Annotated in this window: 20 protein-coding genes; 12 read left to right on the top strand and 8 right to left on the bottom strand. The window is 61.4% G+C overall.

The window, feature by feature from the left end; genetic code table 11:
* Window positions 1-4: 4 nt before the first annotated feature.
* Complete coding sequence (locus BM079_RS12605) at window positions 5-607, bottom strand: TetR/AcrR family transcriptional regulator (RefSeq protein ID WP_090134654.1); 603 nt, start codon at window positions 605-607, stop codon at window positions 5-7.
* A gap of 232 nt (window positions 608-839) precedes the next feature.
* Here BM079_RS12605 and BM079_RS12610 point away from each other — a divergent pair, with 232 nt between their 5' ends.
* From BM079_RS12610 to copD, 6 genes are all read left to right on the top strand, one after another.
* Complete coding sequence (locus BM079_RS12610) at window positions 840-1,556, top strand: SDR family NAD(P)-dependent oxidoreductase (protein ID WP_217639691.1); 717 nt, start codon at window positions 840-842, stop codon at window positions 1,554-1,556.
* A gap of 181 nt (window positions 1,557-1,737) precedes the next feature.
* The gene (locus BM079_RS12615; RefSeq protein ID WP_090134656.1) at window positions 1,738-2,139 is read left to right on the top strand and encodes a DUF2946 domain-containing protein; all 402 of its coding nucleotides are present in this window, start codon (window positions 1,738-1,740) and stop codon (window positions 2,137-2,139) included.
* A 91-nt stretch (window positions 2,140-2,230) separates the two neighbouring features.
* Window positions 2,231-3,097 (top strand): TonB-dependent receptor plug domain-containing protein, encoded by an 867-nt coding sequence (locus tag BM079_RS16780; protein WP_217639692.1) that lies wholly within the window; start codon window positions 2,231-2,233, stop codon window positions 3,095-3,097.
* Window positions 3,098-3,127: 30 nt separating this feature from the next.
* On the top strand, window positions 3,128-4,387 hold the full coding sequence (locus tag BM079_RS16785) for a TonB-dependent receptor domain-containing protein (protein WP_217639693.1): 1,260 nt from the start codon (window positions 3,128-3,130) through the stop codon (window positions 4,385-4,387).
* A gap of 48 nt (window positions 4,388-4,435) precedes the next feature.
* Window positions 4,436-4,798 (top strand): copper homeostasis periplasmic binding protein CopC, encoded by a 363-nt coding sequence (gene copC / locus BM079_RS12625; RefSeq protein ID WP_217639694.1) that lies wholly within the window; start codon window positions 4,436-4,438, stop codon window positions 4,796-4,798.
* On the top strand, window positions 4,795-5,685 hold the full coding sequence (copD, locus tag BM079_RS12630) for a copper homeostasis membrane protein CopD (protein ID WP_090134658.1): 891 nt from the start codon (window positions 4,795-4,797) through the stop codon (window positions 5,683-5,685). Before copC ends, copD begins: the two co-directional genes overlap by 4 nt.
* A gap of 50 nt (window positions 5,686-5,735) precedes the next feature.
* Here the strand turns inward: copD and BM079_RS12635 are convergent, their stop codons facing one another.
* From BM079_RS12635 to BM079_RS12645, 3 genes are all read right to left on the bottom strand, one after another.
* A complete protein-coding gene (locus BM079_RS12635; protein WP_090134660.1) occupies window positions 5,736-6,953 on the bottom strand; it encodes a GTP-binding protein in 1,218 nt (405 codons plus the stop codon).
* Between the two features lie 97 nt (window positions 6,954-7,050).
* Window positions 7,051-8,169, bottom strand: a complete 1,119-nt coding sequence (locus tag BM079_RS12640; RefSeq protein ID WP_090134662.1) for a CobW family GTP-binding protein — start codon at window positions 8,167-8,169, stop codon at window positions 7,051-7,053.
* 109 nt (window positions 8,170-8,278) lie between these two features.
* Window positions 8,279-8,722, bottom strand: a complete 444-nt coding sequence (locus tag BM079_RS12645) for a PACE efflux transporter (protein ID WP_090135017.1) — start codon at window positions 8,720-8,722, stop codon at window positions 8,279-8,281.
* 120 nt (window positions 8,723-8,842) lie between these two features.
* Here BM079_RS12645 and BM079_RS12650 point away from each other — a divergent pair, with 120 nt between their 5' ends.
* Window positions 8,843-9,745: a LysR family transcriptional regulator gene (locus tag BM079_RS12650; RefSeq protein WP_090134664.1), complete on the top strand. Its 903-nt coding sequence runs from the start codon at window positions 8,843-8,845 to the stop codon at window positions 9,743-9,745.
* A gap of 5 nt (window positions 9,746-9,750) precedes the next feature.
* On the opposite strand, the gene BM079_RS12655 is transcribed toward BM079_RS12650, so the two are convergent.
* On the bottom strand, window positions 9,751-11,472 hold the full coding sequence (locus BM079_RS12655; RefSeq protein WP_090134666.1) for an HD domain-containing phosphohydrolase: 1,722 nt from the start codon (window positions 11,470-11,472) through the stop codon (window positions 9,751-9,753).
* Window positions 11,473-11,783: 311 nt separating this feature from the next.
* Between BM079_RS12655 and BM079_RS12660 the strand changes: the two genes are divergently transcribed.
* The gene (locus tag BM079_RS12660) at window positions 11,784-12,722 is read left to right on the top strand and encodes a helix-turn-helix transcriptional regulator (RefSeq protein ID WP_090134668.1); all 939 of its coding nucleotides are present in this window, start codon (window positions 11,784-11,786) and stop codon (window positions 12,720-12,722) included.
* Between the two features lie 129 nt (window positions 12,723-12,851).
* Window positions 12,852-14,987, top strand: coding sequence for a TonB-dependent alcaligin siderophore receptor FauA (fauA, locus tag BM079_RS12665; RefSeq protein ID WP_090134670.1), 2,136 nt, complete (start codon window positions 12,852-12,854; stop codon window positions 14,985-14,987).
* Window positions 14,988-15,172: 185 nt separating this feature from the next.
* Here fauA and sstT read toward each other — a convergent pair whose 3' ends face one another.
* The 3 genes from sstT to BM079_RS12680 form a co-directional block, all read right to left on the bottom strand.
* On the bottom strand, window positions 15,173-16,432 hold the full coding sequence (gene sstT, locus BM079_RS12670; RefSeq protein ID WP_090134672.1) for a serine/threonine transporter SstT: 1,260 nt from the start codon (window positions 16,430-16,432) through the stop codon (window positions 15,173-15,175).
* 237 nt (window positions 16,433-16,669) lie between these two features.
* Window positions 16,670-17,119 (bottom strand): hypothetical protein, encoded by a 450-nt coding sequence (locus tag BM079_RS12675; protein WP_090134674.1) that lies wholly within the window; start codon window positions 17,117-17,119, stop codon window positions 16,670-16,672.
* An 86-nt stretch (window positions 17,120-17,205) separates the two neighbouring features.
* Window positions 17,206-17,829 (bottom strand): VTT domain-containing protein, encoded by a 624-nt coding sequence (locus tag BM079_RS12680; protein ID WP_090134676.1) that lies wholly within the window; start codon window positions 17,827-17,829, stop codon window positions 17,206-17,208.
* A 154-nt stretch (window positions 17,830-17,983) separates the two neighbouring features.
* On the opposite strand from BM079_RS12680, the gene BM079_RS12685 reads away from it, so the two are divergent.
* The 3 genes from BM079_RS12685 to BM079_RS12695 all read left to right on the top strand — a co-directional run bounded on the left by BM079_RS12685 (window position 17,984) and on the right by BM079_RS12695 (window position 24,177).
* Entirely contained in the window at window positions 17,984-20,206 is a 2,223-nt protein-coding gene (locus BM079_RS12685; protein ID WP_175489688.1) for a tRNA(Met) cytidine acetyltransferase TmcA, read from the top strand.
* Between the two features lie 80 nt (window positions 20,207-20,286).
* On the top strand, window positions 20,287-21,741 hold the full coding sequence (locus tag BM079_RS12690) for an aminoacyl-histidine dipeptidase (protein ID WP_090134682.1): 1,455 nt from the start codon (window positions 20,287-20,289) through the stop codon (window positions 21,739-21,741).
* Between the two features lie 324 nt (window positions 21,742-22,065).
* The gene (locus tag BM079_RS12695; RefSeq protein ID WP_245743034.1) at window positions 22,066-24,177 is read left to right on the top strand and encodes a TonB-dependent receptor; all 2,112 of its coding nucleotides are present in this window, start codon (window positions 22,066-22,068) and stop codon (window positions 24,175-24,177) included.
* The last annotated feature ends 8 nt before the right edge of the window (window positions 24,178-24,185 follow it).

Here is a 24,185-nt window from a genome sequence, read left to right on the forward strand (position 1 = left end):
GAACCTACTCCAGAAGTCTGAGCGCCTGATTTACAAAGGCGGTGTTGTCATGGGTCAGATCACCGGCCCTACCGACCACGCGCATACCCTGAAACAGCGCCAACAGCAGGTCGGCCGTCGTCTCGCACTCAACATGTCTGGCGATCGAGCCATCCTGATGGCCTTCCGACACCAGCCGGCTCAGCACTTGTCGGCGTGACGTGAGCTGGTGACGCAGTATCGCTGCCGCATCACCAACCTGTTCAATTTCGGTGACGCCGGTCACAACCATGCAGCCCAGACGGCCGTCGTGCCCCTGACTCAGGTTCAGGTAGTACTCCAGCAGCGTCGCGATCCTGTCACGTGCATTGCTCAAGGGCGTGAGGCGCTGCTCAAGGTCCGCCTCACGCAGGGCGATGTAGCGTTCGAGTGCGCTGGCAAACACCCCTGCCTTGTCGCCATAGGCCTTGTAGATACTCCCCACCGTCAGTTTGGAGGCCGAAGTAAGCGTGCTGAGGCTGATACCGGCAAAGCCGGTGTGACTGAAAAGTGCGATGGCGGTATCAAGAAACCTGTCTTCGTCAAAGGCGCGAGGACGGCCGCGGGCAGGAGCTTTTGAAGATGACATGGCCAGGACTCTATTTTGGAAATGATTGTTTCCAAATTTAGGCGGAGACTTCCAGTCCGTCAATACTCTGGTGCATACAGGATTGATTTATGCTCCGTCATCCCTAGATTGTCATGATGGCGAAGCGCAGAAGCTGCGTTTATCAAGGACCGCCTCATTCAGGCCCGTATACCGCTACGTCGGCCTGTGGCCTGAGGCTTTCAAGCCCAAAAACTGACATGGTGAGACAGCTATGAAACACGATCCGCAGCGTCCATCGCGTGTGGCGATGATCTCCGGTGCCAACCGCGGCATCGGCGCCGCCATCGCTCGTCGTCTGAAAGAGGAGGGATGGCAGTTGAGTCTGGGCGTGCGTCGACCCGACGAGATCGACCCGGCGCTGACCGGCGATCAGGTACTGGTACATCAGTATGATGCATCGACCGATGCCTTTGATCAGGCGTGGGTCGAGGCCACGGTCAACCGATTCGGGCGGCTTGATGCGCTGATCAACAATGCCGGCGTCATGATCCCCAAAACGGTGATCGAGGCCGAAGATGCCGATATCGACACGATTTTTGACATCAACGTCAAGGCGCCGCTCAGGCTGGCGCGCGCGGCCTGGCCGCATCTGAAATCAACCGGTGCCGGCCGGGTGGTATCGGTCGTTTCGCTGTCCGGTCATCGGGTCAAGAGTGCGAAAACCGGATTGTATTCGATGAGCAAGTATGCCGCCCTGGCGCTGTCCCATGCCCTGCGCAAGGAAGGCTGGGAGGAGGGTGTTCGAGCCACGGCGCTGTGCCCGGGGATGGTCGCCACCGACATGGGCGAAGCGGCTGGCAACATTCCGCTGGAGCAGATGACCCAGCCCGAGGATCTGGCCCGACTGGTGTCGATGGCACTCAATATGCCCAATACGGCAAGCCTTGCCGAGCTCAACGTCAACGCCTCGCTGGATGATTATTATTAAATAAATACGACTGCTGAAAGGGGAGCTTCCTGGTCTAAAGTCGTGTGACGATATGCCCCGGCACCGTGTCGCGAGCGACGGGGAACTTTTGCTGTAGGATTCAAATGATCCATTAACTGGCGCGACTGACGGTCTGATCTTCGGCGCCAGCGAAGCATCCTGCAGTATTCGGGAGAGGGCAATGTCGCGCCGGTTCATGCATCAAAGCGTTACTCAGCGCCAGGCGGTCAGCCTGGCGCTGATGGCCATGATCATGATGTTTGCCGGGCCGCTGATCTCTCAGACAAGGCTTGTCGGTACCGAAGAACATCAGGGGCATCGCTCGGCCGCCATGACGCATTCGGTCATGATGTCTGCCGCCATGGCGAGCGAGCATCATCAGGCCAACGTTTTCAAATGGTTCGATCAGTGTGGCTACTGCTCGCTCTGGCAGCACTTTCCCGCGACCCCACCTGATCATCTCCCCCTGCTGCGCGATCATGGAAAACCGCCTTCTTTGGTGGTGATGCACACCCTGCGCGGCATGGCCACGGCACCGGTTTTTCCCCATGCACTATCGCGTGCGCCCCCCATGTTTTCCTGAAAACAAACAGGTCCTGTTCCTTGAGCGGCGTCGTCCAGCGACCGCGTCAGTACAAGGCATGAATCAATAATATCGTTTTCAAGGGAACATCATGTTCACGACCACGCACGCCCGTCGCTTGTCCGAACGGGGGCACCCCACGCATGTCCGCTGTAACCCGGTGCGCAAAACCAGGCTGACCGCCTGCATTGCCCTGGCCACCACGGGGACATGGATGACCGGTCCCGTCGGCGCGCAATCAATGATGCCGGATACGCCAGTTGAACCGGATCAGCAGCCCATGGTCATTACGGCCGTGGCGCTGAGCTCGCCCATTACCGTAGAGACGGATCCGGGCAAGCCGCGTCAGCCGGCGCCTGCCAGTGATGGTGCCGATTACCTCAAGACCATCCCGGGCTTTTCCTCGATCCGTAATGGCGGCACCAACGGAGACCCTGTCTTTCGCGGCATGTTCGGTTCGCGTCTGAAAATATTGACCAATGGCAGCGAGATGCTTGGCGCCTGCCCCGTGCGCATGGACGCCCCGACCTCCTACATTTCGCCTGAAAACTATGACCGCCTGACGGTGACCAAGGGGCCGCAGTCCGTACTCTGGGGGCCGGGTGCTTCGGCGGCCACGATCCGCTTTGAACGCGGGCCGGAAAAGTTCGATGAGCCGGGTATGCGAGTTGATGGCAGCGTCATGCTCGGCACCTACGGTCGTTTTGATCGACGTATTGACGCTGCGGCAGGCAATGGGGACGGCTATTTCCGTGTGACCGGCAACAAGTCTGAGGCCAATGATTACAAGGATGGTGACGGCAATGCGGTGCCATCTCAGTGGAACAAGTGGAACGGTGACTTTGCGCTTGGCCTGACGCCCGACGACGACACCTGGCTTGAGCTCAATGCAGGACGCGGCAACGGCGAGGCGCGCTACGCCGGGCGCGGCATGGATGGCAGCCAGTTTTTAAGGTAAACGGCCGGCATTCGTTTTGAAAAGGAAAACATGAGCGAGCACTGGCGTAAGCTGGAGATGCAGGCCAACTATGCCTACGCCGATCACATCATGGACAACTATTCGCTGCGTGATCCTGCTCCCATGGACATGGGTGGTGGCATGGACATGGGTGGTGGCATGGACATGGGTGGTGGCATGGACATGGGTGGTGGCATGGACATGGGAGGCGACATGAACATGAGCGATGCCATGGCCATGCGTCTGGATCGCCGCACGCGCAGTGCCCGTACTGCCTCGACCTGGGAGTGGGGCAATCTCGAGTGGATTGCAGGTGTGGACGCGCAGAAGCAGAACCATCGCAATTACGATGATACCGGCTGGCAGAGCGACTATGAGCAGCTCCAGTATGGCCTTTTCAATCAGCTGACATGGTTTGCCGGCGAGCGGGATCGCGTGATTGGCGGTTTTCGCCTTGATCGCTATCACGTCGACGATAACAACCAGGACACGGCCACTGCCGGGGACACTCGCCGAAAGACGCTGCCCGGTGGTTTTGTCCGTTATGAACAGGATCTGGCCTCGGCTCCGGTGACCTGGTATGCCGGCGTGGGCCATACCGAACGCTTCCCCGATTACTGGGAGCTCAAGCCCGGCCAGGATGGCCCTGATGGCAGCCTGAACGCCTTTGATGGGGTTGAGCCCGAAAAGACTACCCAGCTGGATGTGGGCGCCCAGTATCAGGGGGCGCGTACGCGTGCCTGGGTTTCGGGCTATGTCGGTTATGTGAATGATTTCATTTTGTTTGACTATGACGGCGCCAATACCCGGGTCGACAATGTTGATGCCACCATTGCCGGCGCAGAGCTGGGCGCGTCATATGACTTCACTGACAGCCTGACCGGTGAAGCCTCGATGGCCTACGCCTGGGGTCGCAACGTCACGGACGATGAGCCGCTGCCCCAGATTCCGCCGCTTGAAGGCAGGATGAGCCTGACCTACGAGCAGGACAACTACAGTATTGGCGCGCTCTGGCGGGTGGCGGCGGCGCAAAATCGTATCGCGCTCGAAAAGGGCAACGTCGTGGGTCAGGATCTTGGGGATTCCACCGGCTTTGGCGTATTTTCCCTCAACGGCGCCTACCGCTTTACTCAGGACATGACACTGAGCGCCGGCGTCGACAATGTGTTCGACAGTACCTACAGCGAACACCTCAATCTGGCCGGCAACGCCGGGTTCGGCTATCCCGGCAATACCCGTGTCAACGACCCGGGACGCATGTTCTGGACCCGACTCGATTTCAGTTTCTGATGTTTCAATATGGCGGCTGAATGGCAGCCGTCCACTGTGGAGAATGACATGATGAAAAAATATCTGATGGGTTCTGTCATGCTGGCAGCATTGGCGGTCAGCACCCAGACGTTGGCCCATGCCCACCTCAAGGACGCCGTGCCCGGTGAAAAAGAAAGCGTTTCTGCCCCGCAGGAGATCAGCCTGACCTTCAGCGAAGGCCTTGAGCTGGCCTTCAGCGGCGTTGACGTGGTGAATACCGACGGTGACTCGGTCACCCTTGAGGACGCTCGGCTGCAGGATGACGGCAAGACCCTAGTGACGCCGATCGGCGAGCCTCTGGACAGCGGCAGCTACGACGTGCGCTGGCATGTGCTGTCAATCGATGGCCACAAGACCCAGGGGCAGTACCGCTTCGACGTCGCGCCGTGATCGAGCCGGCCGGTGCGCTGCTGATCGTCCGATCTGTCTTCACGCTGACGGCACTGCTGCTCTGGGGTGGCAGTGCCTGTCTGCTGTTGATCGCGGATCAAACGCTGCGTGACGGGCTATGGCAGCGCCTGCGCCGCTGGGGCGTGAGCGCGGTCATGTTGGGCGGGCTCTCGACGCTTGCTACGCTGCCGATACTGACCGCCTCGATCGGCAGCGGCTGGACGGATGCGCGCTCGCCGTCCATGTTCGGGCTTGTCGCCACGAAGACGCTGGTGGGCAGCGCCTGGATCTGGCAGCTGGCAGCTTTTCTGGTACTTGGGCTGGTGCTCATTGTCCCGGGGATGCGATGCCCGGCAGGCATTGCGATCGCTACATCCCTGATGCTGGCCACGCTGACCGTATCAGGGCACACGGCAATGCATGAGGGGGCGATCGGTGTCCTGCATCGCTTCAACGACTGGGGGCACCTGCTGGCCGGCGGTTTCTGGCTGGGCGCACTGGTGCCGGTCGTGATGCTGTTGGGGCAACTGAGACAGCCGTCGAGGCGCTTGGGCGCCATTGATGCGCTGATTCGGTTTTCCACCGCCGGACATCTGGCGGTGGCGGTGGCACTGCTCACCGGTGTCGTCAACACCTGGCTGGTGGTGGGCACATGGCCGCCAGACCCAGACGTGCTCTACCAGCGGGCACTTTGGCTCAAGGTGGCGATGGTGGGGATTTTGATCATGATGGCGATTTATAATCGTTACCGGCTGGTCCCGCGGTTATCCCGGGAAACCGACGCGCTCGACACGCTGCGTCGGGTCTCTATCATGGAAATCGTTCTCCTGATCGGCGTGGTCACGCTGGTGGTCTGGTTCGGTACGCTCTCACCCGATCAGGGGTGATAGTGAGTCACCTGCGGGCATGTATGGCGCCGTACGCGGGCAACACCGGTTCAGGCCCAGGCGGGGAAGGGGTCACGAAGCCCGGCCGTCGCTGCCGGGAGGGGAACACCCCGCGGCAATTCGATCAGACACGCCTCCAGCGCAGCGCGAATGGCGTGCTCGTCCATGTGCTGACCGATGAACACCAGCTCGTTGCGACGATCGCCGTATTGCGTGTCCCAGTACTGCTGAAGGGTATCGCGCCAGCCCGGGTCATTCGGCCAGCGTTCTTCCGGCATGCCGGCCCACCAGTAGCCGTAGCGCTCGGTGCGAATGAACGCACCGGCCTGACTCATCATGCCAACGTGGTCCGGGCGGGTGGCGAGCCAGAACAGCCCCTTGGCACGCACCACGCCGCGCCAGCAGTCGCCATCCTTGATGAAATCATCCAGCCGCTGCGGGTCAAAGGGGCGGCGCGCGCGGAACACGAAGCTCTTGATGCCGTACTCTTCACTCTCCGGCATATGGCTGTCGGGCTCGTTGAGCTCGCGATACCACAGCGGGTGCTGACGTGAGCGCACGGGGTCGTAGAGCCGGGTATCGAGAAGCGCTTCGATGTCGACATCGGCGTAGTCGGTCTCGATGACATCGGCCCCGGCGTTGAGGCTTTTGACAATATCGCGCACGGCGACCTGCGTGGTCGGTGTGGCGTCGCTGATCTTGTTGAGAATAATGCGATCGGCGAACTCGATCTGATCGACCATCAGATCCACCAGCGTGCGGGCATCCGCCTCGCCGTTGACTTCGCCGCGGTCCTGCAGAAACTCGGTCGAGGCGTAGTCCCTGAGCATGCTGGCGGCGTCGACCACCGTGATCATGGCGTCGATGCGAGCGATATCGTCGAGTGAAAAGTCGTGTTCGTCGCGAAACTCGAACGTCGCTGCCACCGGCAGCGGCTCCGAGATGCCGGTGGATTCAATCACCAGCGCGTCATAGCGACCCTCGCGCGCCAGAGCGCTGACCGCCTCGATCAGATCGCCGCGAAGGGTGCAGCAGATGCAGCCGTTGGTCATCTCCACCATGGTTTCTTCGGTGCGTGACAGATGCGCTTCGCCGCCGCGCACCAGGTCGGCATCGATATTGACCTCCGACATGTCGTTGACGATCACCGCCACTCGCCGGCCTTCGCGATTGGCCAGCAGTCGATTGAGCAGGGTGGTCTTGCCGGCGCCAAGAAAGCCGGAAAGAATGGTGACCGGCAGCCTGTTGTCTGGAACCTGTGTCGTCATGAGTTATCTCGCAATGATATATCGTAACGTTTAAAAGCATGCACCGGTCATGAACAGGCCCTCACCATGCAGGGGCTGGCCTGTTCACGACTGACGATCAGCTGGCGAGAAAATCGCCCAGCGTCATCTCCAGCGTCTCGCGCGGGATATCACGGGTGATGAACACCAGCCGCGAGAAGCGCTCGCCGCCCGGCCACGCCTCGAGTTCGACCGGCGGATGGAAGAGATGCTGCACCCCGTGGATGATCAGCGGCCGGTCACGGCCCTCGATATCCAGCATGCCCTTGATGCGCAGCATGTCATGGCCCATGAGGCTGGTGATCATCGACAGCCATGCCTCCAGACGCGAGGCCCTGATCGGACGCTCGAACACGAAGCAGTGGGCACGGATATGCGCATCGTGGCGATTGGGATCAGGCAGCGGTGCCGCCGGCATCATGCCGGCCTGAACCTCGGCGTTATCGACGCTTGCAAACATCGCGCCGGGAGACAGCGTGGGCGAGTGCAGGGAGGCGTTCGAGGCGGCCTCGCCCAGCCAGCGCTGAATATCGGCGCTGCGCGCGTCCATGTCCTCGGGTCCCAGTCCCAATAGTTCATCGGCCTCGATACGGCCGTGATCGAGCAGCTTCTGGAACGCACTCGGATTGATCGCGGCGAGCCGCTGGCGCAGGGCGTCCAGCTGTTCTCTGGAAGCCACATCCTGTTTGGTGATCAGCAGCATGTCTGCCATCGCGGCCTGACGCAGCGCCTCTTCATGGCGGTCCAGCGTCACACTGCCACTGACGGCGTCCATGGTCGTGACGATGCCATCAAGCGCGTAGTGACGTGCAACTTTTGCCTCGCTCATCAGGGTATGCACGATCGGCGCCGGGTCGGCCAGCCCGGTGGTCTCGATGATCAGCCGGTCAAACTGGCGCTTGCCTTCCCGTGAAAAGCGCCATACCGCGTCCTTGAGCGTCCGGGCCAGGTCGGTGCGAATCGAGCAGCAGATACAGCCGTTGCTGAGCTCGATCTGCTCGCCGTCGGTGCTGGCGGAAAAGAGCTCATGGTCGAGCCCGATTTCACCGAACTCGTTGATGATGACCAGCGCCCGCGACATGCTCGGCTGACGCACCAGCTCGTTGAGCAGGGTGGTCTTGCCGCTGCCCAGAAACCCGGTCAGGAGCGTGACGGGAATGCGTCGTGCATCCGGTGGAGAAGTATCGAAATAGGACATGTCATTGCCTGAAAAAGCGGTGAGCGACTCGCGTCATCGGTCAATAATGTTACTTTATAACACTTTGGTCAACTCGATATCGCGATCAGCCGCTCACTGCCGGTAACGCTCAGGCATTGACTGGCGTGTCAGCCCTGCGCGCGGTCGGTACAGGAAAGACCACGTCATAGACCCAGTTGAAAACGAAGGCATATACCACATAGAACAGGGCCAGTGAGGTCACCAGCGGTGCGGCCTGGGCAGGCGTCTGGCCGAGATAGAGCGCAATCAGCGGCAGCAGCACGCAGATCAGCCCCAGCTCGAAGCAGATGGCGTGAAGCACTCGCATGACGACGGTCTTGTGCACATGGCCGCGCAGTCGCTTGAGCATGTGGTCCACGCCCAGGTTGTAGAGATAGTTCCAGATCGTGGCGACCACGGCGCTGATGACGCCGACCATGCCCATGTGGGTAGTGTCCAGAGAGAAGAGCAGGTGGCCCAGCGGGATGACGATCAAAAGCCCGATGATTTCAAACATCAGGGTGTGGCGAATACGATCGAGGGGAGTGCGCATGGTGTCGAGCTTCCGGTCAGTGTTGCCACGCACTATCATTCATGAAAGTGACAAACCCAAGTTGGAATCCATCTGTTTGGTTGATGGATTATCCGCTGATTATTTCTCGTAGAGCCTGTCATGACCCCGACGCTCGAACAGCTCAACGCCCTGGTGGCGACTGCCGATACCGGCTCCTTTTCCGCCGCCGCGAGGTGTCTTGGCAAGGCGCAGTCGCTGGTCAGCACCCATGTGGCCAACCTGGAGCTTGATCTGGGACTGACGCTTTTTGATCGTAGTGCCCGGCTACCGGTGCTGACCGCAAGCGGCGTGCGCATGGTGGCTGAGGCGAGAAGCGTGCTGGGGCAGCGCGAGCGTTTTCTGGGCGTGGCGCGTCGTCTCGAGGCCCACATCGAGCCGCGCCTGAGTCTGGCCATCGACGAGTTCTATCCCGAGCATCTGATCGGTGCGCTGATGCAGGATTTTGCCCGTCAGTATCCGAGCGTCGAGATCGAGATGCATTTTCCGCTGCTGGAGGACGTCGGTCGCATGCTGGAGTCCGGGCAGGCAGATCTGGGTGTTATCTGCCGGCCACAGCCGCTGTTTCCAGCACTTGAGACCCGTCCGCTGGGGCGCGTGCCACTGCGACTGGTGTGCGCTCAGAATCATCCGCTGGCGGCAGCGAGCAGCGTGACGCCGGAGGACCTGAGACAGCATCGTCAGCTGATTGTCGCCACGCGTGGTCAGCCCGGCTCGCGGCTGGCCGAGCGTATCGGGGCGGATGTGTGGTGGGTGGAGAGCCACTTCGTGATGCTGGAGCTGGTCAAGCACGGGGTCGGCTGGACACTGATGTCCGATCACGTCATTGCGGCCTCGCCGGCGCGGCCGTCGCTGGTCACGCTCACCGCACCGGCGCTCGAGCGCTGGGTGGCGCTCAAGCTGGGCTGGCATGCCGGTCGTGGGCTGGGTGTGGCCGGCAGCTGGCTGCGTGATCGATTTCTCGCCCAGCCTCTGACGCCGCCGATACCGCTCGAGCGCGGCTGAGTGTTTCAGTAGGGCGTCAGGCCAAAGCCTTCCGGGCGCATCAGGCCTTCCAGCGTTCCCAGCTGGGCAAAATCGACCCGGCTCAGGATGTCATTCATGGTGCGCCCGTCACGACCCAGATAACGCACCACACGCACGCGGCGTGGCTGGCCGCTGTCATCAAGCTCCATGACCCAGGCCAGGTAGCCGCTGGAAAACTTCACCAGGCTGCCGATCGGATAGAAACCGTGGCGCTGGATATAGCGCGTCACCCAGTGTTTATCGAAGCGCCCGGGGCGGTGATAGAGATAGCGATAGGCCTCGACGGCCGTTTTACCCCGCCGATCACCGCGGGTGCGGGTCATGGCGTCGACGGTATCGATCACCGCTGCCATGCGGGCGATCGGCGAGAGTACCGCCTCTTCGCGCCCTTGCGGATAGCCGCTGCCGTCCAGGCGTTCATTGATGCACTGGATCACGTCATGGCGCATGCTCGGCGAGAGCCGGTCGAGGCCCTCGAGTGCGGACAGCAATACGTCGACATGGCTTCGCAGGTAATGGCGCTGATGCGTATCAAGCTGTCCCTCGATCGAGGGCAGTGTATTGTCCACCAGCATCAGCTTGCCCATGTCATGCACCAGCGCAGCCATGACCGCATCGCGGGCCTGTGTGGCATATTCGGGTTCAGCACTGATCAGATCTCCCAGCCGTACAGCCACGTTCAGGGAATGCTGAATCCAGCCCGGCTGCCTGTGCAGGCAGTGCAGGGCGTAAAAGAGGTTCTGGCGCTGTTGGTTCAAGAGTGTCAGCAGGGTGTCGGCGCTATCGAGAAGACAGTGCGCCGGCAGCGGACGCTGATTCTGTAGGGCCAGCAAAAAGATATGCAGCTGACGGGCCACTTCAAGCAGCGCATCCACCATCGGCGTGGCCTGGCCCTTTTTCCGTTGCCGCTTCGTGTGACGCCTGTCGCCCGGCTCTCGGGAAGTATAAAGCGGCGAGGGAAAGCTCATGCGCCCGCCCGAGCCGGTACGATAGACCGCCTCGCGCTCGGTCTCGTTGACCATATACATCAGGCGCTGCTCGTGAGCACGCTCCGTGCCGGTAAAGACAACCCCAACGGCGGCGTAGTGCGAGCGTCCGGCCGGATTGACGTGGCGAATCCGGCCCATTGAGCTGAAAATTTCATCGTTGGGAAAGGACAGCTCGAGCCGGGCTATGGCCTCATCGGTTTTCAGCGATGCGCTGGCGGCCAGCGGTATTTCCAGCAGCGCGCCGCCGATGGAAATATTGCGCAGTCGCCCGGTAATGGGTGGCTGATCCTCATAAAGGGTCAAACCGGCCCTGACCTGCATCCCCTTCAGAAGACGCACCCGCTTGCTGCTGCGTTTGGACGTAGTATGTAACGCCTGTGGCAGCGAACACTGAATCTCGAGCAGATCGTTCTTGCGGACGACCTCAAGGGCCATGGCGTCAAAACGCAGCGTTTCGGTGTCGCCTTCGGCATTGAGCGTCAGCGACTGGTCGACAATCCCTGAAGCCTCAAGCGCCTGGGCATCCAGCAGAGCGAGCGACAGGATACGGCGCTCATGATTCAGCCCACCCAGCGTCACCGGATAACATATCGGTGATTCGCCCAAGCTGATTGACAGCGCATGAGTGTGATACCCCAGCGTGTCTATTATCCCGGCGATATGCTCGGTATCGCGGATCTCGATTCGTGGAAGAACCTCCGCCTCGCTTGTGTCCATCAATGGCGCCTGCTCAAGAGATAGAACGGTCGCGTGCCGGTGCGGCACGAGGTAGACACGTTATCGGCGGTAGAAGCCGATGCATTTAGATCAATGCGGTGTTCGATAGACAAAAGGAGGAAGCACCGGGTGCCAGCGTCCGATGCGAAACAGGACATCATGGGCGGGCCGGCGCTTTTATCTGTTGGGATATTTTCTGAGCTGCCTGGGCTATTTAGAGAGTAGTCATCGGTTACCTACTTCTAAAAAAAAATAAATATCATTAACATCAAAAGTGCCAATCATGACGCAATGACGACCGAGGCACACACGTGACGATCTCTCAACGCCATACGGTGGCGCACTTTTTGGGGTATGGGTATCGCTATAGCATCGATTACCGCTTTCCCAGGATTCCTGCCTCACAGCACGCAGCGCATACTCCTATCGCCAACGGCCGCGTCGAGGAGATAGAGCTGACGAGCGGCGTAGATCTGTTCATTTCCGATCTGGACGTTCAGCAGCCCTATCAGTCGATTTCGAAAGGTGCCACGTCATTGCTTGTGGTGGTCATGCTGGAAGGTTGCGCCCACTTCGATACCCACGACCAACAGCGCTGGATCACCGCAGGCGAGGCGTGCTGTATTCGGCTGGACGCCGGTTTAACCCTGAGCGCTTTTCATCCCGCCCATCAACGGCTACGCATTCTGTACTTGTCGCTCAACGCCGCCGCCATTCAGGCCTGGTATGGGACCCATTCACCGGCTGCAGCGCTGCACATTTGGGCCTTGAGTCCTGGCTTGAAATTCGCGTTGGAAGAAGTTGTCGCCTCCCCTGAAAAGGGCGATATTCAGCGCCTGAGCCTGCATGGACTGGCCCTGCAGGTCATTGCTCAGGGAATGGCACGGCCTGCTGCCCGGCCTGGCGAACAGGAGACGTCACACTACCAGCGTCTGGAGCTTGTTCGTCACTTGCTGGACGATGAGCCGACCCATGACCATTCGCTGCATGATCTAGCCAAACGAGCGGCAATGAGTCCCAGTACACTTCACCGCCACTTCAAGGCAACCTATGGGCTTACGCCCATCGATTATTTGCGCCAATGCCGGCTGGTGATGGCCAGGGAGCTATTGTCACGCGGGCAAAGCGTTCAGCAGGCAGCGCATGGCTGCGGCTATCGCCATGCCAGCAACTTCATCACGGCCTTCAAGAAAGTATATGGCGTCTCTCCCGGTGCATTAGCAGAAAGTTCCCCACCTACTGTGGATTGATCATCTCACATAACCCTTTGCATGGGTGGCATAACGCGCAAGGCGTTTTTGGTGAAATGATTCTCATTCCCATAGTCGAATTTCACTTCAGCGCACCAGCGATTTATTTCCAAACGGGAACTCTGCTCCATGTCACACCTACCTCGCCAGGCCCTTGCACTGCTTGTATGCGCTTATCCACTGGAGATTTTTGCCGACGAAACGCTCAACGATATCGTTGTCATCGGAGAGCGTACATCAACTACCAGCGAAGCCACAAAGCGCTATACGGTGCCAGTCACCCGAAGCGCTACCGGTCTGGCCCTGACCCCAAGAGAAACGCCCCAGTCCACTAGCGTGGTGACGCGCCAGCAGATCGACGATCAAGCACTTCAAACCACGGGAGATGTGCTCTCGCATAGCGCCGGCATTTCCGAGAACCGTGCCGATAGCAACCGCACGAGCTATTCGGCCCGAGGCTTTGACATTCGCAGCTTCCAGTTCGATGGGCTGAACATTCCCATTAACAGATTCTGGAACTTTGGCGATACCGATTGGGATACGGTGATCTATGACCGTGTCGAGGTGGTCCGCGGCGCTACGGGGCTTTTGACCGGCGAAGGCGAGCCATCCGCCAGCGTCAATTTCGTCCGCAAGCGGCCGCTTCCTGAGCCTGCTGTATCGTTCTCGACGGCGGCTGGTCGCTGGGACCGCCAGCGTATCAGCGCCGACGTATCGATGCCGCTGACCAGCGATGGCACTACGGGCGTACGCTTCGTCGCTGCCAAAGACCGTAAAGACAGTTTCATGGCCCACATGGAAGACGATCACGAAACCCTGTATGGCGTCATCAGCAGCGAACTGACACCCGGTACCCAACTGACCGCCGGGGTCGAATACCAGCACAACGAGACGCTTGGTGCCGGTGCCAGCCCTCCTCTTTTCTATGCGGATGGCGGCCGGACGGATTTTGACCGCAGCGCAGCCAACAATACCCCCTGGTCGACGTTCTACAACGAGACCACCCGCGTGTTTGTCGATGCAAGTCACACGCTCGATAACGGCTGGACACTGCGCGCCGCCATGAGCCATAACGACGGCAATTACGGTCTTGAATATCTGTATCGCGGTGGTTATCCCGACCGCGAGACCGGGCTCGGCATGTCGAATTCGTTTCTGAACTATCGTGGCAACCGCACCCAGCAGACCTTTAACTTCACCGCCGAAGGCCACTTCGATCTGCTTGGTCGTCAACACGAACTGGGGCTGGGCTGGGTGCGCAGCGAAGACGATTTCGAGATCAAACGGGCTGCTCCGATAGGCGATACGCCTGAGGTGGACAGCTACTTCAACTGGCATGGTAGCGTTGCCACACGCCCGCAATGGGGGGACTACAGCAGCTCCGATGACACGAATGTAACCCAGAATGGTGGCTATCTCGTGTCACGCTTCTCGCTCAGCGACCCTCTCAGCCTGATCATCGGCGCGCGTCTCAGCGACTGGGAACTGGACCAGACCTACTATGGGGATGAGCGCCAGTATCGCTACAGCAACGAGTTAACCCCCTACGCAGGCCTGGTTTACGATGTCAATCGCTGGGCATCGCTCTACGCCAGCTACACGGAAATTTTCCAATCGCAGAATGCGCGTTTCGAAGATGGCTCACTACTCGACCCCATCCAGGGGCGCAGCTATGAGGTCGGCGCCAAAACCAGCTTCTTTGGTGGCCTACTGGATGGCAGCGTTGCCCTGTTCCGTACCGAACAGGATAATGTGGCCGAGGCCATTCCCGGCGTCGAAGTTATCGGTCAGCCGGGCACCGCTGCCTACCGCAGCGTGGACGGCAATCGGGTCAACGGTGTCGAACTGGAGTTGGTAGGCGAACTGATGCCGGATTGGAACCTCAGTGCCAGTTATACGCTGGCCAATGCCGAGAATGCCGACGGCGAGCGCACCAATACCACGCATCCCCGCCGGCAGCTAAAGCTGTTCACCACCTATCAGTTACCCGGTGAGTGGCAGGGACTCACCATCGGTGGCGGTGCCCGCTGGCAAAGCGATACCTGGCGTGACGCACGTAGCCCGAACGGCAGGGTGCAGGTGGGACAAGGCGGTTATACGGTGGCGGACATGATGGCGCGTTACCGTTTCAACGAGGTGCTCAGCGCCCAGCTCAACGTCAACAACGTGTTCGACAAGCGCTACTACGAGCAGATCGGCTTCTACAGCCAGTACTGGCTCGGCGAGCCACGCAACGCTGTGCTTTCCCTGAACCTGGACTGGTAAGCGAGGGCGCAGTCCCGGGTAAAGGCCTTTGCCAATATCATCGAGCCGGCCAGCGCGCCCGGGCGACAGACTGCGGCTTCACGGTGGCTGTGAACCGCTCGTCCGCTGCCGCCTTGGCAGCCGGGAATGAAAGAGCCGCCCGAACGGGCGGCTCGAAGAGACACATACGGCGTCGATTCCGAGACTCAGGCCGCGTCGTTCCGGGTCTCGCCGTCCAGGCGTCGTTTGGCCCCCGGAGAGCGACAGGCTGCGGCGGTGAAGAGCACGTCGGTAGAGGAGTTGAGGGCGGTCTCGGTGGAGTCCTGCAGCACGCTGATGACAAAGCCGACGGCGACAATCTGCATCGCGACGTCGGCGGAAATGCCGAACAGGCTTGCCGCCATCGGAATCAGCAGCAGCGAGCCGCCGGCCACTCCGGACACGCCGCAGGCGGCGAGGGCCGAGACCACGCAGAGCAGAAACGCCGTCAGGAAGTCGACGCTCAGGCCCAGCGTGTTCGCCGCGGCCAGCGTCATCACGGTGATGGTGATCGCTGCGCCGGACATGTTGATCGTTGCGCCCAGCGGGATCGATACCGAATAGGTGTCGCGATGCAGGTCGAGGCGTTCGCACAGTGCCATGTTGACCGGAATGTTGGCGGCGCTGCTGCGGGTGAAAAAGGCGGTGATGGCGCTGCCCCGCAGGCAGGTGAAAACCAGCGGATAAGGGTTCCTGCGCGTATGGGCGAACACGATAAGCGGATTGGTCACCAGCGCCACGAACGCCATGCAGCCCAGCAACACGGCCAGCAGGTGAGCGTAGTTGGCAAGTTCCCCCAGGCCCGTATCGGCAAGCGTGTTGGCCACGAGTCCGAAGATGCCCAGCGGGGCAAAGCGAATGATAAAGCGCACCAGCCCCGATATCGCAGTGGAAAGATCACCGAGTGCATTGCGGGTCGAGTCGCTTGCCTGGCGCAGCAGCAGTCCCAGCCCCACCGCCCAGGCGAGAATGCCGATGAAGTTGGCTTCCATCAGCGCGTTGACCGGATTGTCGACGGCGCTCAACGCGAGATTGCGCAGCACCTCGATGATGTCGGAGGGCGGTGCGCCATCGGCGGGCGGGGCGTCGATCGCCAGTGTCGTCGGAAAGGCGAAGCTCGCCACGACCGCCACCAGCGCTGCCACCAGGGTGCCAACCAGATATAGGCCGAGAACGCCATGCACCTGCGTCGGGCGGCCGCGCTGATGTGCGGCGATTGCCGCCATGACCAGCACGAAGACCAGAATCGGCGCGATCGCCTTCAGGGCATTGATGAAAAGATCACCGAGTATGGCAAAGCGTTGCGCAATGTCGGGTGCCCAGAGGGCCAGCAGGGTGCCGGCGACGATGCCGATCAGAATCTGCGGGATCAGCCCCAGTCGGGGCAGTGATGCTCGTGGGGAGCGATGATCGGAACTGGCGGACATGGAGCACTCTTGTAGGCCGGAATATGTGATGCGCGGGCGCCGTGAAAAGCTCGCAGCGCCTGCGAAACGGCGCATTCTAGCACCGCCACGCCGACCATACGCCATTGCGTCTGTCTGCCGTTTAAATCGCTCCTGTCTGATGTTTTAACAGGGTGACTGCCCAGTGATCAGTGCCGTCCGATGGCTGGAATATGGCCCGCTACCGTGCAGGTTGCCCGGTGTTGCTCGGGGGCAGACCTACTTTGTCGACCAGGTGCGCCCGCCCGGTGGGTTGGCGTTGCCGTCCTCGCAGGTCATGCCGGAGCTTGAGTAGCTGCGCGAGCCATCATCATGGCGGCAGACGTTGGCCTCGCCCTGACGGACGCCGTCATAGCCGTTGAGCCGGTAGCTGTCGGGAACGTAGTTGCTGCGCCAGTGTTCGAGCTGTTCGGGCGGTAGAATGACGCCGACATCCACATCACGCACCGGATCAAACTGCTGTGGGTCGCGAATGCCAAACGGCGGCGGGCGATGAGGACGGCGATGGTCGATCCCCGGACCGCGATAGTCGACATCGGGACCGCGATGATCAAGGATCACCGCGTCACCGGCCAGGGCCGCTGGAAAGGGCCCTGCAAGCGTTACCGTGGCGACAAGACAGGCCAGAACATGGCCTGACAGGGCAGTCCTTGATGGTGTGCACGGCATGGCGTCTCTCCCTGTGACTGATCCGCAAAAGAGCGGGCCTGAATGGCCTTATCGGCGCGGCGGGCGCGTTCTGAAGCCCTTTTGCACTATAGCGCGTCCCGGGTGCGCCGGCGCACAAGGCGCCAGAGGACAGGCAGGAGCATGACGGCGGCCACGCCCAGAATGATGATTTCCAGGTGGTCGCGCAGAAAGGGCACGTTGCCCAGAAAATAGCCCAGCGACACCAGCCCGCCGGTCCAGAGCAGGGCGCCCATCAGGCTGAAGCCGGTAAAAACGATCCAGGGCATGTGACTGATGCCGGCCACAAACGGGGCAAAGGTGCGCACCAGCGGTACAAAGCGTGCCAGCATGACCATCTTGCCGCCGTGATGCGCGTAAAAGGCCTCGGTCCGGGCCAGATGCTCCCGGCGCAGCCAGCGCGAACGCTCATTGAAAAGCCGGGTCCCGTAGCGCCGCCCGATCCAGTAGTTGAGGTTGTCCCCCAGAAGCGCCGCCGTGGCAATGCCGGCGCCGGCTGCCCAGGGGTTCAGATGGCCGCTGCCGGCGATGGCGCCGGTAATGAACAGCAGTGAATCGCCGGGCAGAAAGGGCATGATGATCAGCCCCGTTTCGCAGAAGATGACTGCAAATACCAGGGCGTACACCCATACGCCATGGTCGGCCACCAGGCTCAAAAGGTGCTGATCCAGATGCAGGAAAAAATCGAGCAAGGCGACTGCCCCTGAGGATGAATGGCGGCCAATACTGCGCCCGGGGCAGGACAAAAGGCAATGATCGCCTGTGGCGCATGATCAGGTCACACTGATGGCTTTTATATGGCACGTCCTGCCGCGATGCTGTCGATGCGTTATTCGTGAGGTGGTCTTGTCCGACGATGATATGAACGCCCTGCGCCAGTGGCGCAGGACCCTGAACGCTGCCCGCCACCGCGGGCTCTTGTGGCTGTCCGGCCCGGCGGAAACGGTGCGCGCGCGCGCCGATGCCGTGCTCGAAACGCTGGCGCTGACGGAGGTTGTGTGGGTGGGCGCATCAGTGCCCGATGCCTTGAAGCACTCGATCGAGCCTCTGGTGATGAGAAAAGCCCGCACCCGGCTGGGCACCGAGCAGGGCGCGGTGGTGTTTGACGCCTTCGAAGGTTTTGATCCGGACGCCTTCGGCGCGCTGGCCGGTACCGTGCGGGCCGGTGGGCTGCTGCTGTTGCTGACGCCCGATCGCTGGGGAGAGACGCCGGACCCCGACTACGCTCGTCTGGCCGATCATCCGTTTGAGGTGGCGGCGCTGGCCTCGCGCTATCTGGCCCGGCTGGCACGTCTTCTTCTTGACGCGGACACCACGGTGGCGCGCTGGGCCGACGGGGAGGCGCTGCGTCTACCGGCAGCCGCCGCTGATGCACCGGTCGAGTCGGTACCGGTCGAGGATGAAGGCTGCCTGAGCCCTGATCAGGCCCGGGCGGTGACGGCCATCACGCGGCTGCGCCGGCGGCGCCCGCTGGTGCTCACGGCCGATCGCGGCCGCGGCAAGAGCGCGGCGCTGGGTATCGGGGCGGCGCGCCGGCTCATGGACAACGACACGCGCATTCTCATCACGGCGCCGCGCTTTTCAAGCGTGGCGCCGGTGTTCGAACGTCTCGCCGCGCTGCTGCCGGAAGGCGTTCAGCAGGATCAGCGCTTTCTCTGGCAGGGGCGCGAGGTCTGTTTTGTCGCCCCCGACCGGCTGGTGGATCACCTTGAGTCCTGGGGAGGCGATGGCAGCGTGCTGCTCATCGATGAAGCGGCGGCGCTGCCGGCGTCGCTGCTGAATGAGGCACTCAAGCACTTTCCGCGCGTGGTGTTTGCCACCACCGTGCACGGTTACGAGGGCAGCGGCCGCGGCTTTGCGCTGCGCTTTCGTGCTCGACTGGACCGGCTCACGCCGCAGTGGAAGGCAATGACACTCAGAACGCCGGTGCGCTGGGCGGACAATGACCCGCTGGAGCGCAGCGTCACCCGGCTGCTGATGCTGGCCGCTGAAGTGCCTGCCGAAGTTCCCATCGAAGCTCCCATCGAGGCTCCTATCGAAGTTCCCGCCGATCACGAGGCTGGGCCCCTCCTTTATCACCATCGCTTCGACCGGGACGCGCTGGCCCTTGATGAGAAGCGCCTTGAAACGCTGTTCGCGCTGCTGGTGCAAGCGCACTATCGCACCTCACCCGCGGACCTGCGCACCCTGCTGGATGGGCCGAACATCGGCATCGAGACGCTGGAGAGCAATTCAGTGGCGGGGCAGGGCCGGCTGCTGGCGGTGGCGGTGACCGTCGATGAGGGCGGCTTCGACGAGCGGCTGGCCGAGCAGGTGGCCCGTGGTGAGCGCCGCCCGCGCGGTCATCTAATGGCGCAGTCGCTGGCGCTGCACGCTGGCGTGGTGGCGGCCGCCACGCACCGGCTTCGACGCGTCATGCGCCTGGCCGTGCTGCCCGCGCGCCAGCGTCAGGGGCTGGGCCGGACCCTGATCGAGAAGGTACTGGAAGGCGCGCGCGCGGAGGACATGTCGCTGCTGGGTGCCAGCCTGGGCGCCGAGCCCGGTCTGATGGCCTTCTGGCAGCGCTGTGGGCTGGCCTGCGTGCGTCTGGGGCTGCATCCTGAAACCTCTACCGGTGAGCACCCGGTCATGATGAGCCGGGCGCTCAATGCGCGCGGCGAGGAGCTGCAGCATCGGCTGCGTGAGGCGATGCGCGCCCAATTGCCGGCGCTGCTGGCTTTTGAACTCTCCAGGCTTTCGCCGGCCGTGGTGGCGCAAACGCTCTCGGATCAGGCGGTGATTGCCCCTGAGTTGCCGGAGACCGCCCGCGCGCAGCTCGAGCGGCTGGCGCTGGGGCAGGCGCCGCTGGTGCCGAGCCGTCAGGCGCTGGCCTGGCGGGTGCATCAGGCACTGCGGGAAAGTGACCGGGCGGCCATTCCGCCCGAGCTGATCATCCTATGCGCCTTGCTGTGGCAGGGGCGCTCGCTGGCATGGCTGGCCCGGCAGGAGGGGCTGACCGGTCAGGCGCAGGCGATGGACTGGGTGCGACGCCAGACGCGCGCGCTGCTGGACCGTCAGGCACTGCCCTAGGGGCTCGGGGCTGAAGGGCCGCCGTGAATGGCGTATTCTTGAGGACAGATATCGAGTCATACCCCATCGGGAGAGTCTGCGTGAACGAACATCTGGACACACTGGAACCGACGCTCTTGTGGCGCCACTTTCGTACCTTCTGCGAGGTGCCGCGCCCGTCAGGCAAGGAAGACGCACTGGCCGGACGGCTGGAGGCCTGGGCCACCGAGAAGGGGTTTGAGCACGAGCGCGACGAGGCCGGCAACCTGCTGATTCGCAAGGCGGCCACGCCCGGTCACGAAGACCGCCCCGGCGTGGTGTTGCAGGGCCATCTGGATATGGTCTCCCAGGCCGCCCCCGGCGTGGCGCATGATTTTGATCGCGATTCGATCGACACCGAGATCCGAGACGGCTGGCTCTACGCCCGCGGCACGACGCTGGGCGCCGACAACGGCGTGGGCGCCTGCGCGGCGCTGGCGATTCTGGAAGATGAGCATCTGACCCACGGGCCGCTCGAGGCGCTGATGACCGTCGAGGAGGAGGCCTCGCTGGTCGGTGCGATCAATCTCAGGCCGGGTTGGCTCAAGGGCACCTGCCTTTTGAATCTGGATTCCGAGGACGAGGGTCAGGTCTACATCGGTTGTGCCGGCGGCGCCTCGGTGCGTACGAAGGTCGCGCTGGTCGATGCGCCCTTTGATGGCCCCATGGAAACGCTGGCCATCAGCGTACACGGCCTCAAGGGCGGCCATTCGGGGCTGGATATCCATCTGGGCCTGGGCAACGCCAACCGACTGCTGTCGCGCCTGCTGCATCGTCTCTGCAATTACGGTCTGCGGCTGGTCGATTACGACGGCGGCACCATGGGCAATGCCATCACGCGCGAAGCGAAGGCCACGGTGGCCCTGCCGAAGCAGCACCACGAGGCCGTGATGGCCGAAATCGAGCGCTATCAGACGATCTATCGTGAGGAGCTGGCCGGTCTTGATGACGGTGTGACCGTCAGCGTCGAGTCAGGCCGGGCCGAGCAGGCGCTGTCGAGTGAAGACACCTACCGCCTGATGGGGCTGATGCACGGTCTGCCCTATGGCGTGGCCGGCATGAGCCGCTCGGCGCCGGGCGTGGTCGAGACGTCCAACAATCAGGGCATCGTGAGTCTGAAGGACGGCACCTTTTCGATCCAGCTGATGGTGCGCTCGCTGCGAGATTCGGCCCGCGATGAGCTGGTGGCCCGCATTGCAACCCTGATGCGGCTGACTGGTTTTGAACCCGCCATCAATGAGGGCTATCCGGGCTGGACGCCGGCACCGGAATCCAAGCTGCTGGCGCGCTTTGAGCGGGTCCACGAGCGCGTTACCGGCCAGGCCCCCGAGGTTCGCGTCATTCATGCCGGGCTTGAATGCGGCCTGATCGGCTCAAAAAATCCCGGCATGCAGATGATTTCGTTCGGGCCCACCATCCGCGGGGCGCACACGCCGGATGAGCGTGTGGAGCTCGCCGCAGTGGAAAACTTCTACACCGTCCTCAGGGCCATGGTCGAGGATCTGGCGCGCCCCTGAGGTTCAGTTGCGGTCAGGTTACCCTGAAACGCCCGAGACCTGTCTCGGGCGTTTTTCCTTGATTGCCATCCCTGATTTATCAATTAAAACAGTAATTTATTTATGAGTATTTTTGGCCATGTGTGCAACGAAAGAATACACAGGCTCAAGGTTTTGGTGATTGTTCTTAACACATGACATTAATTATCATTCCCACCCTGCAAATGATCATAAGCAGGCTTCAATAGCCAATAATCATCGATCAGCAGGGAACAGAAGATGATAGCCAGAATAAAATGCATTACCGACTCGCCCCCGCAATGGTTAACAAAAACCGCATGGGGCGTGCTGCCATTCGTTCTTGTACTGCCGATGAGTGCCTCGGGCGCCGAGCAGAGTGACCCGGAAGACATGGTCATTACCGCCAGCCGCGTGGGTGCCGAGCAGGACGACTCGCCGCAGGTTGTCCGCATCCTGACCCACGAGCAGATTCAGCAGCAGCGCCAGCTGACCTCGGACTCCTCGGAAATTCTCAGCAATCTGCTGCCGTCCTATTCCCCGCCGCGTCAGAAAATGACCGGCAGCGGTGAAACCCTGCGCGGGCGTACGCCGCTGGTGATGATCGATGGTATTCCCCAGTCCAATCCGATACGTCCTACCGGGCGCGAGCTGCATACCATCGATTTTGCGATGGTCGATCACATCGAGGTGCTGCAGGGCGCCAATGCCACCAACGGTCTGGGCGCCAGCGGGGGCGTGATCAACATCATCACCCGCCGGCCGGAGCCCGGGTCGTTTACCCAGCATGTCGAGGCCCAGGTCACGACGCCGACTTCACAGCTCAAGTCCGAGACCACCAGCTACAAGACCACCTACGGTTTCAGTGGCAACAAGGGCCCGCTCGATTATGTCTTTGCGCTGGGCTATGAGGACCAGGGACTTTATCTGGATGGCGACAACAAGGCCGTCGGGGTGGATAACACCCAGGGCGATCTGATGGATTCGCGCAGCTACGATCTGCTGGCCAAGGGCGCCTGGTGGTTCAACGACAACCAGCGCCTGCAGCTGAGCTTCAACCATTACACCGTGCGTGGCCAGAATAACTACGTTGACGTGCCGGGGGATCGCACACGCGATATTGCAACGACATCCGAGCGCGGCGATCCGGAAGGAGAGGCGCCATACAACAAGGTCTCGACCACCGGCCTGACCTATGACGATTATGATCTGGCCGGCATGCACCTCAATCTGCTGGCGTTTTATCAGGACTACAAGGCGCTGTTCGGTGCCGATGATTCAGCCACCTTCCAGGACCCGAGCATCGCGCCGGTTGGCACGCTTTATGATCAGTCCTACGCCACCACCACCAAATACGGCACCAAGGCGTCGCTGACGAAGGATGATCTCTGGGACGATCGTCTCAAGCTCACCGTCGGATTCGACACCCTGTTCGACAGCTCTGAACAGTCCCTGCATCGTACGGATCGGACCTGGGTGCCCGAGGTCAACTACACCGATCTGTCGCCCTTCGTGCAGATGGAAGTCACGCCCATCGATTCACTGACCCTGACGGCCGGCGCGCGCTATGAGTATGCCAACCTGGATGTCGATGGCTATCGGACCGTGGCCTCCAACGAGGGCGGCGTGGATGTAGAGAGCGGCTCGCCAAGCTTCAACGAAACGCTCTATAACGCCGGCGTGGTCTGGCGTCCAATCGAGCACTGGAGCCTGTTTGCCAACTATTCGGAAGGCTTCGAGATGCCCGATGTCGGGCGTGCCCTGCGGGGTATCGAGGAACCCGGTCAGTCAGCCGATGATTTTGACAACCTGCGCCCGATCGTCACCGACAATATCGAAACCGGTGTGCGCTATGACGATGGTCGACTCGATGCCGAGCTGAGCTACTACGTCTCCTCTTCGGACTTCGGCAGCCGATTGGATACGAATGACAGTGATCAGTTCGTGCTGCAGCGGCAAAAGACCAAAATCGACGGCATCGATGCCACCATCGGCTATCAGTTCACTCCGAAGCATCACGGCTCGCTGAGCTACTCGCACATGCGCGGGCGTTATGACAGCGATGGGGATGGTTCACTGGATGGCAAGCTCGATGGCCTCAACGTCTCGCCGGACCGTCTGATCGCGCGCTGGTCTGCGCAGTGGTCTCCGGAGTGGTCAAGCATGGTGCAGGTCAACCACGCTTTTGATCGCAACTTTGATGAAAGCGCCAATGGCTGGGACCGTGACTTTGACGGCTACACCTTGGTGGATGCGGCCATCGGCCACAAGCTGCCGGTCGGTCAGGTCAATGTCGGCATTTCCAATCTCTTTGATGAGCGCTACATCACCTATTACTCGCAGAGTGCCTTGAACAGCCCGGATGCCGAGTACATGAACGAGCGCTATTTCGCCGGTCGCGGTCGCACGCTGACCGTCGGCTACAGCCTGAAGTTCTGAATCGGCAG

The organism is Kushneria avicenniae (assembly GCF_900112585.1).
GTDB classification, from domain to species: Bacteria; Pseudomonadota; Gammaproteobacteria; order Pseudomonadales; family Halomonadaceae; genus Kushneria; species Kushneria avicenniae.

Coding starts and splice junctions, on each gene's coding strand:
- BM079_RS12605 (WP_090134654.1), bottom strand. CDS start 607: ATGTCATCTTCAAAAGCTCCTGCCCGCGGCCGTCCTCGCGCCTTTGAC.
- BM079_RS12610 (WP_217639691.1), top strand. CDS start 840: ATGAAACACGATCCGCAGCGTCCATCGCGTGTGGCGATGATCTCCGGT.
- BM079_RS12615 (WP_090134656.1), top strand. CDS start 1,738: ATGTCGCGCCGGTTCATGCATCAAAGCGTTACTCAGCGCCAGGCGGTC.
- BM079_RS16780 (WP_217639692.1), top strand. CDS start 2,231: ATGTTCACGACCACGCACGCCCGTCGCTTGTCCGAACGGGGGCACCCC.
- BM079_RS16785 (WP_217639693.1), top strand. CDS start 3,128: ATGAGCGAGCACTGGCGTAAGCTGGAGATGCAGGCCAACTATGCCTAC.
- copC (WP_217639694.1), top strand. CDS start 4,436: ATGATGAAAAAATATCTGATGGGTTCTGTCATGCTGGCAGCATTGGCG.
- BM079_RS12635 (WP_090134660.1), bottom strand. CDS start 6,953: ATGACGACACAGGTTCCAGACAACAGGCTGCCGGTCACCATTCTTTCC.
- BM079_RS12640 (WP_090134662.1), bottom strand. CDS start 8,169: ATGTCCTATTTCGATACTTCTCCACCGGATGCACGACGCATTCCCGTC.
- BM079_RS12645 (WP_090135017.1), bottom strand. CDS start 8,722: ATGCGCACTCCCCTCGATCGTATTCGCCACACCCTGATGTTTGAAATC.
- BM079_RS12650 (WP_090134664.1), top strand. CDS start 8,843: ATGACCCCGACGCTCGAACAGCTCAACGCCCTGGTGGCGACTGCCGAT.
- BM079_RS12655 (WP_090134666.1), bottom strand. CDS start 11,472: ATGGACACAAGCGAGGCGGAGGTTCTTCCACGAATCGAGATCCGCGAT.
- fauA (WP_090134670.1), top strand. CDS start 12,852: ATGTCACACCTACCTCGCCAGGCCCTTGCACTGCTTGTATGCGCTTAT.
- sstT (WP_090134672.1), bottom strand. CDS start 16,432: ATGTCCGCCAGTTCCGATCATCGCTCCCCACGAGCATCACTGCCCCGA.
- BM079_RS12675 (WP_090134674.1), bottom strand. CDS start 17,119: ATGCCGTGCACACCATCAAGGACTGCCCTGTCAGGCCATGTTCTGGCC.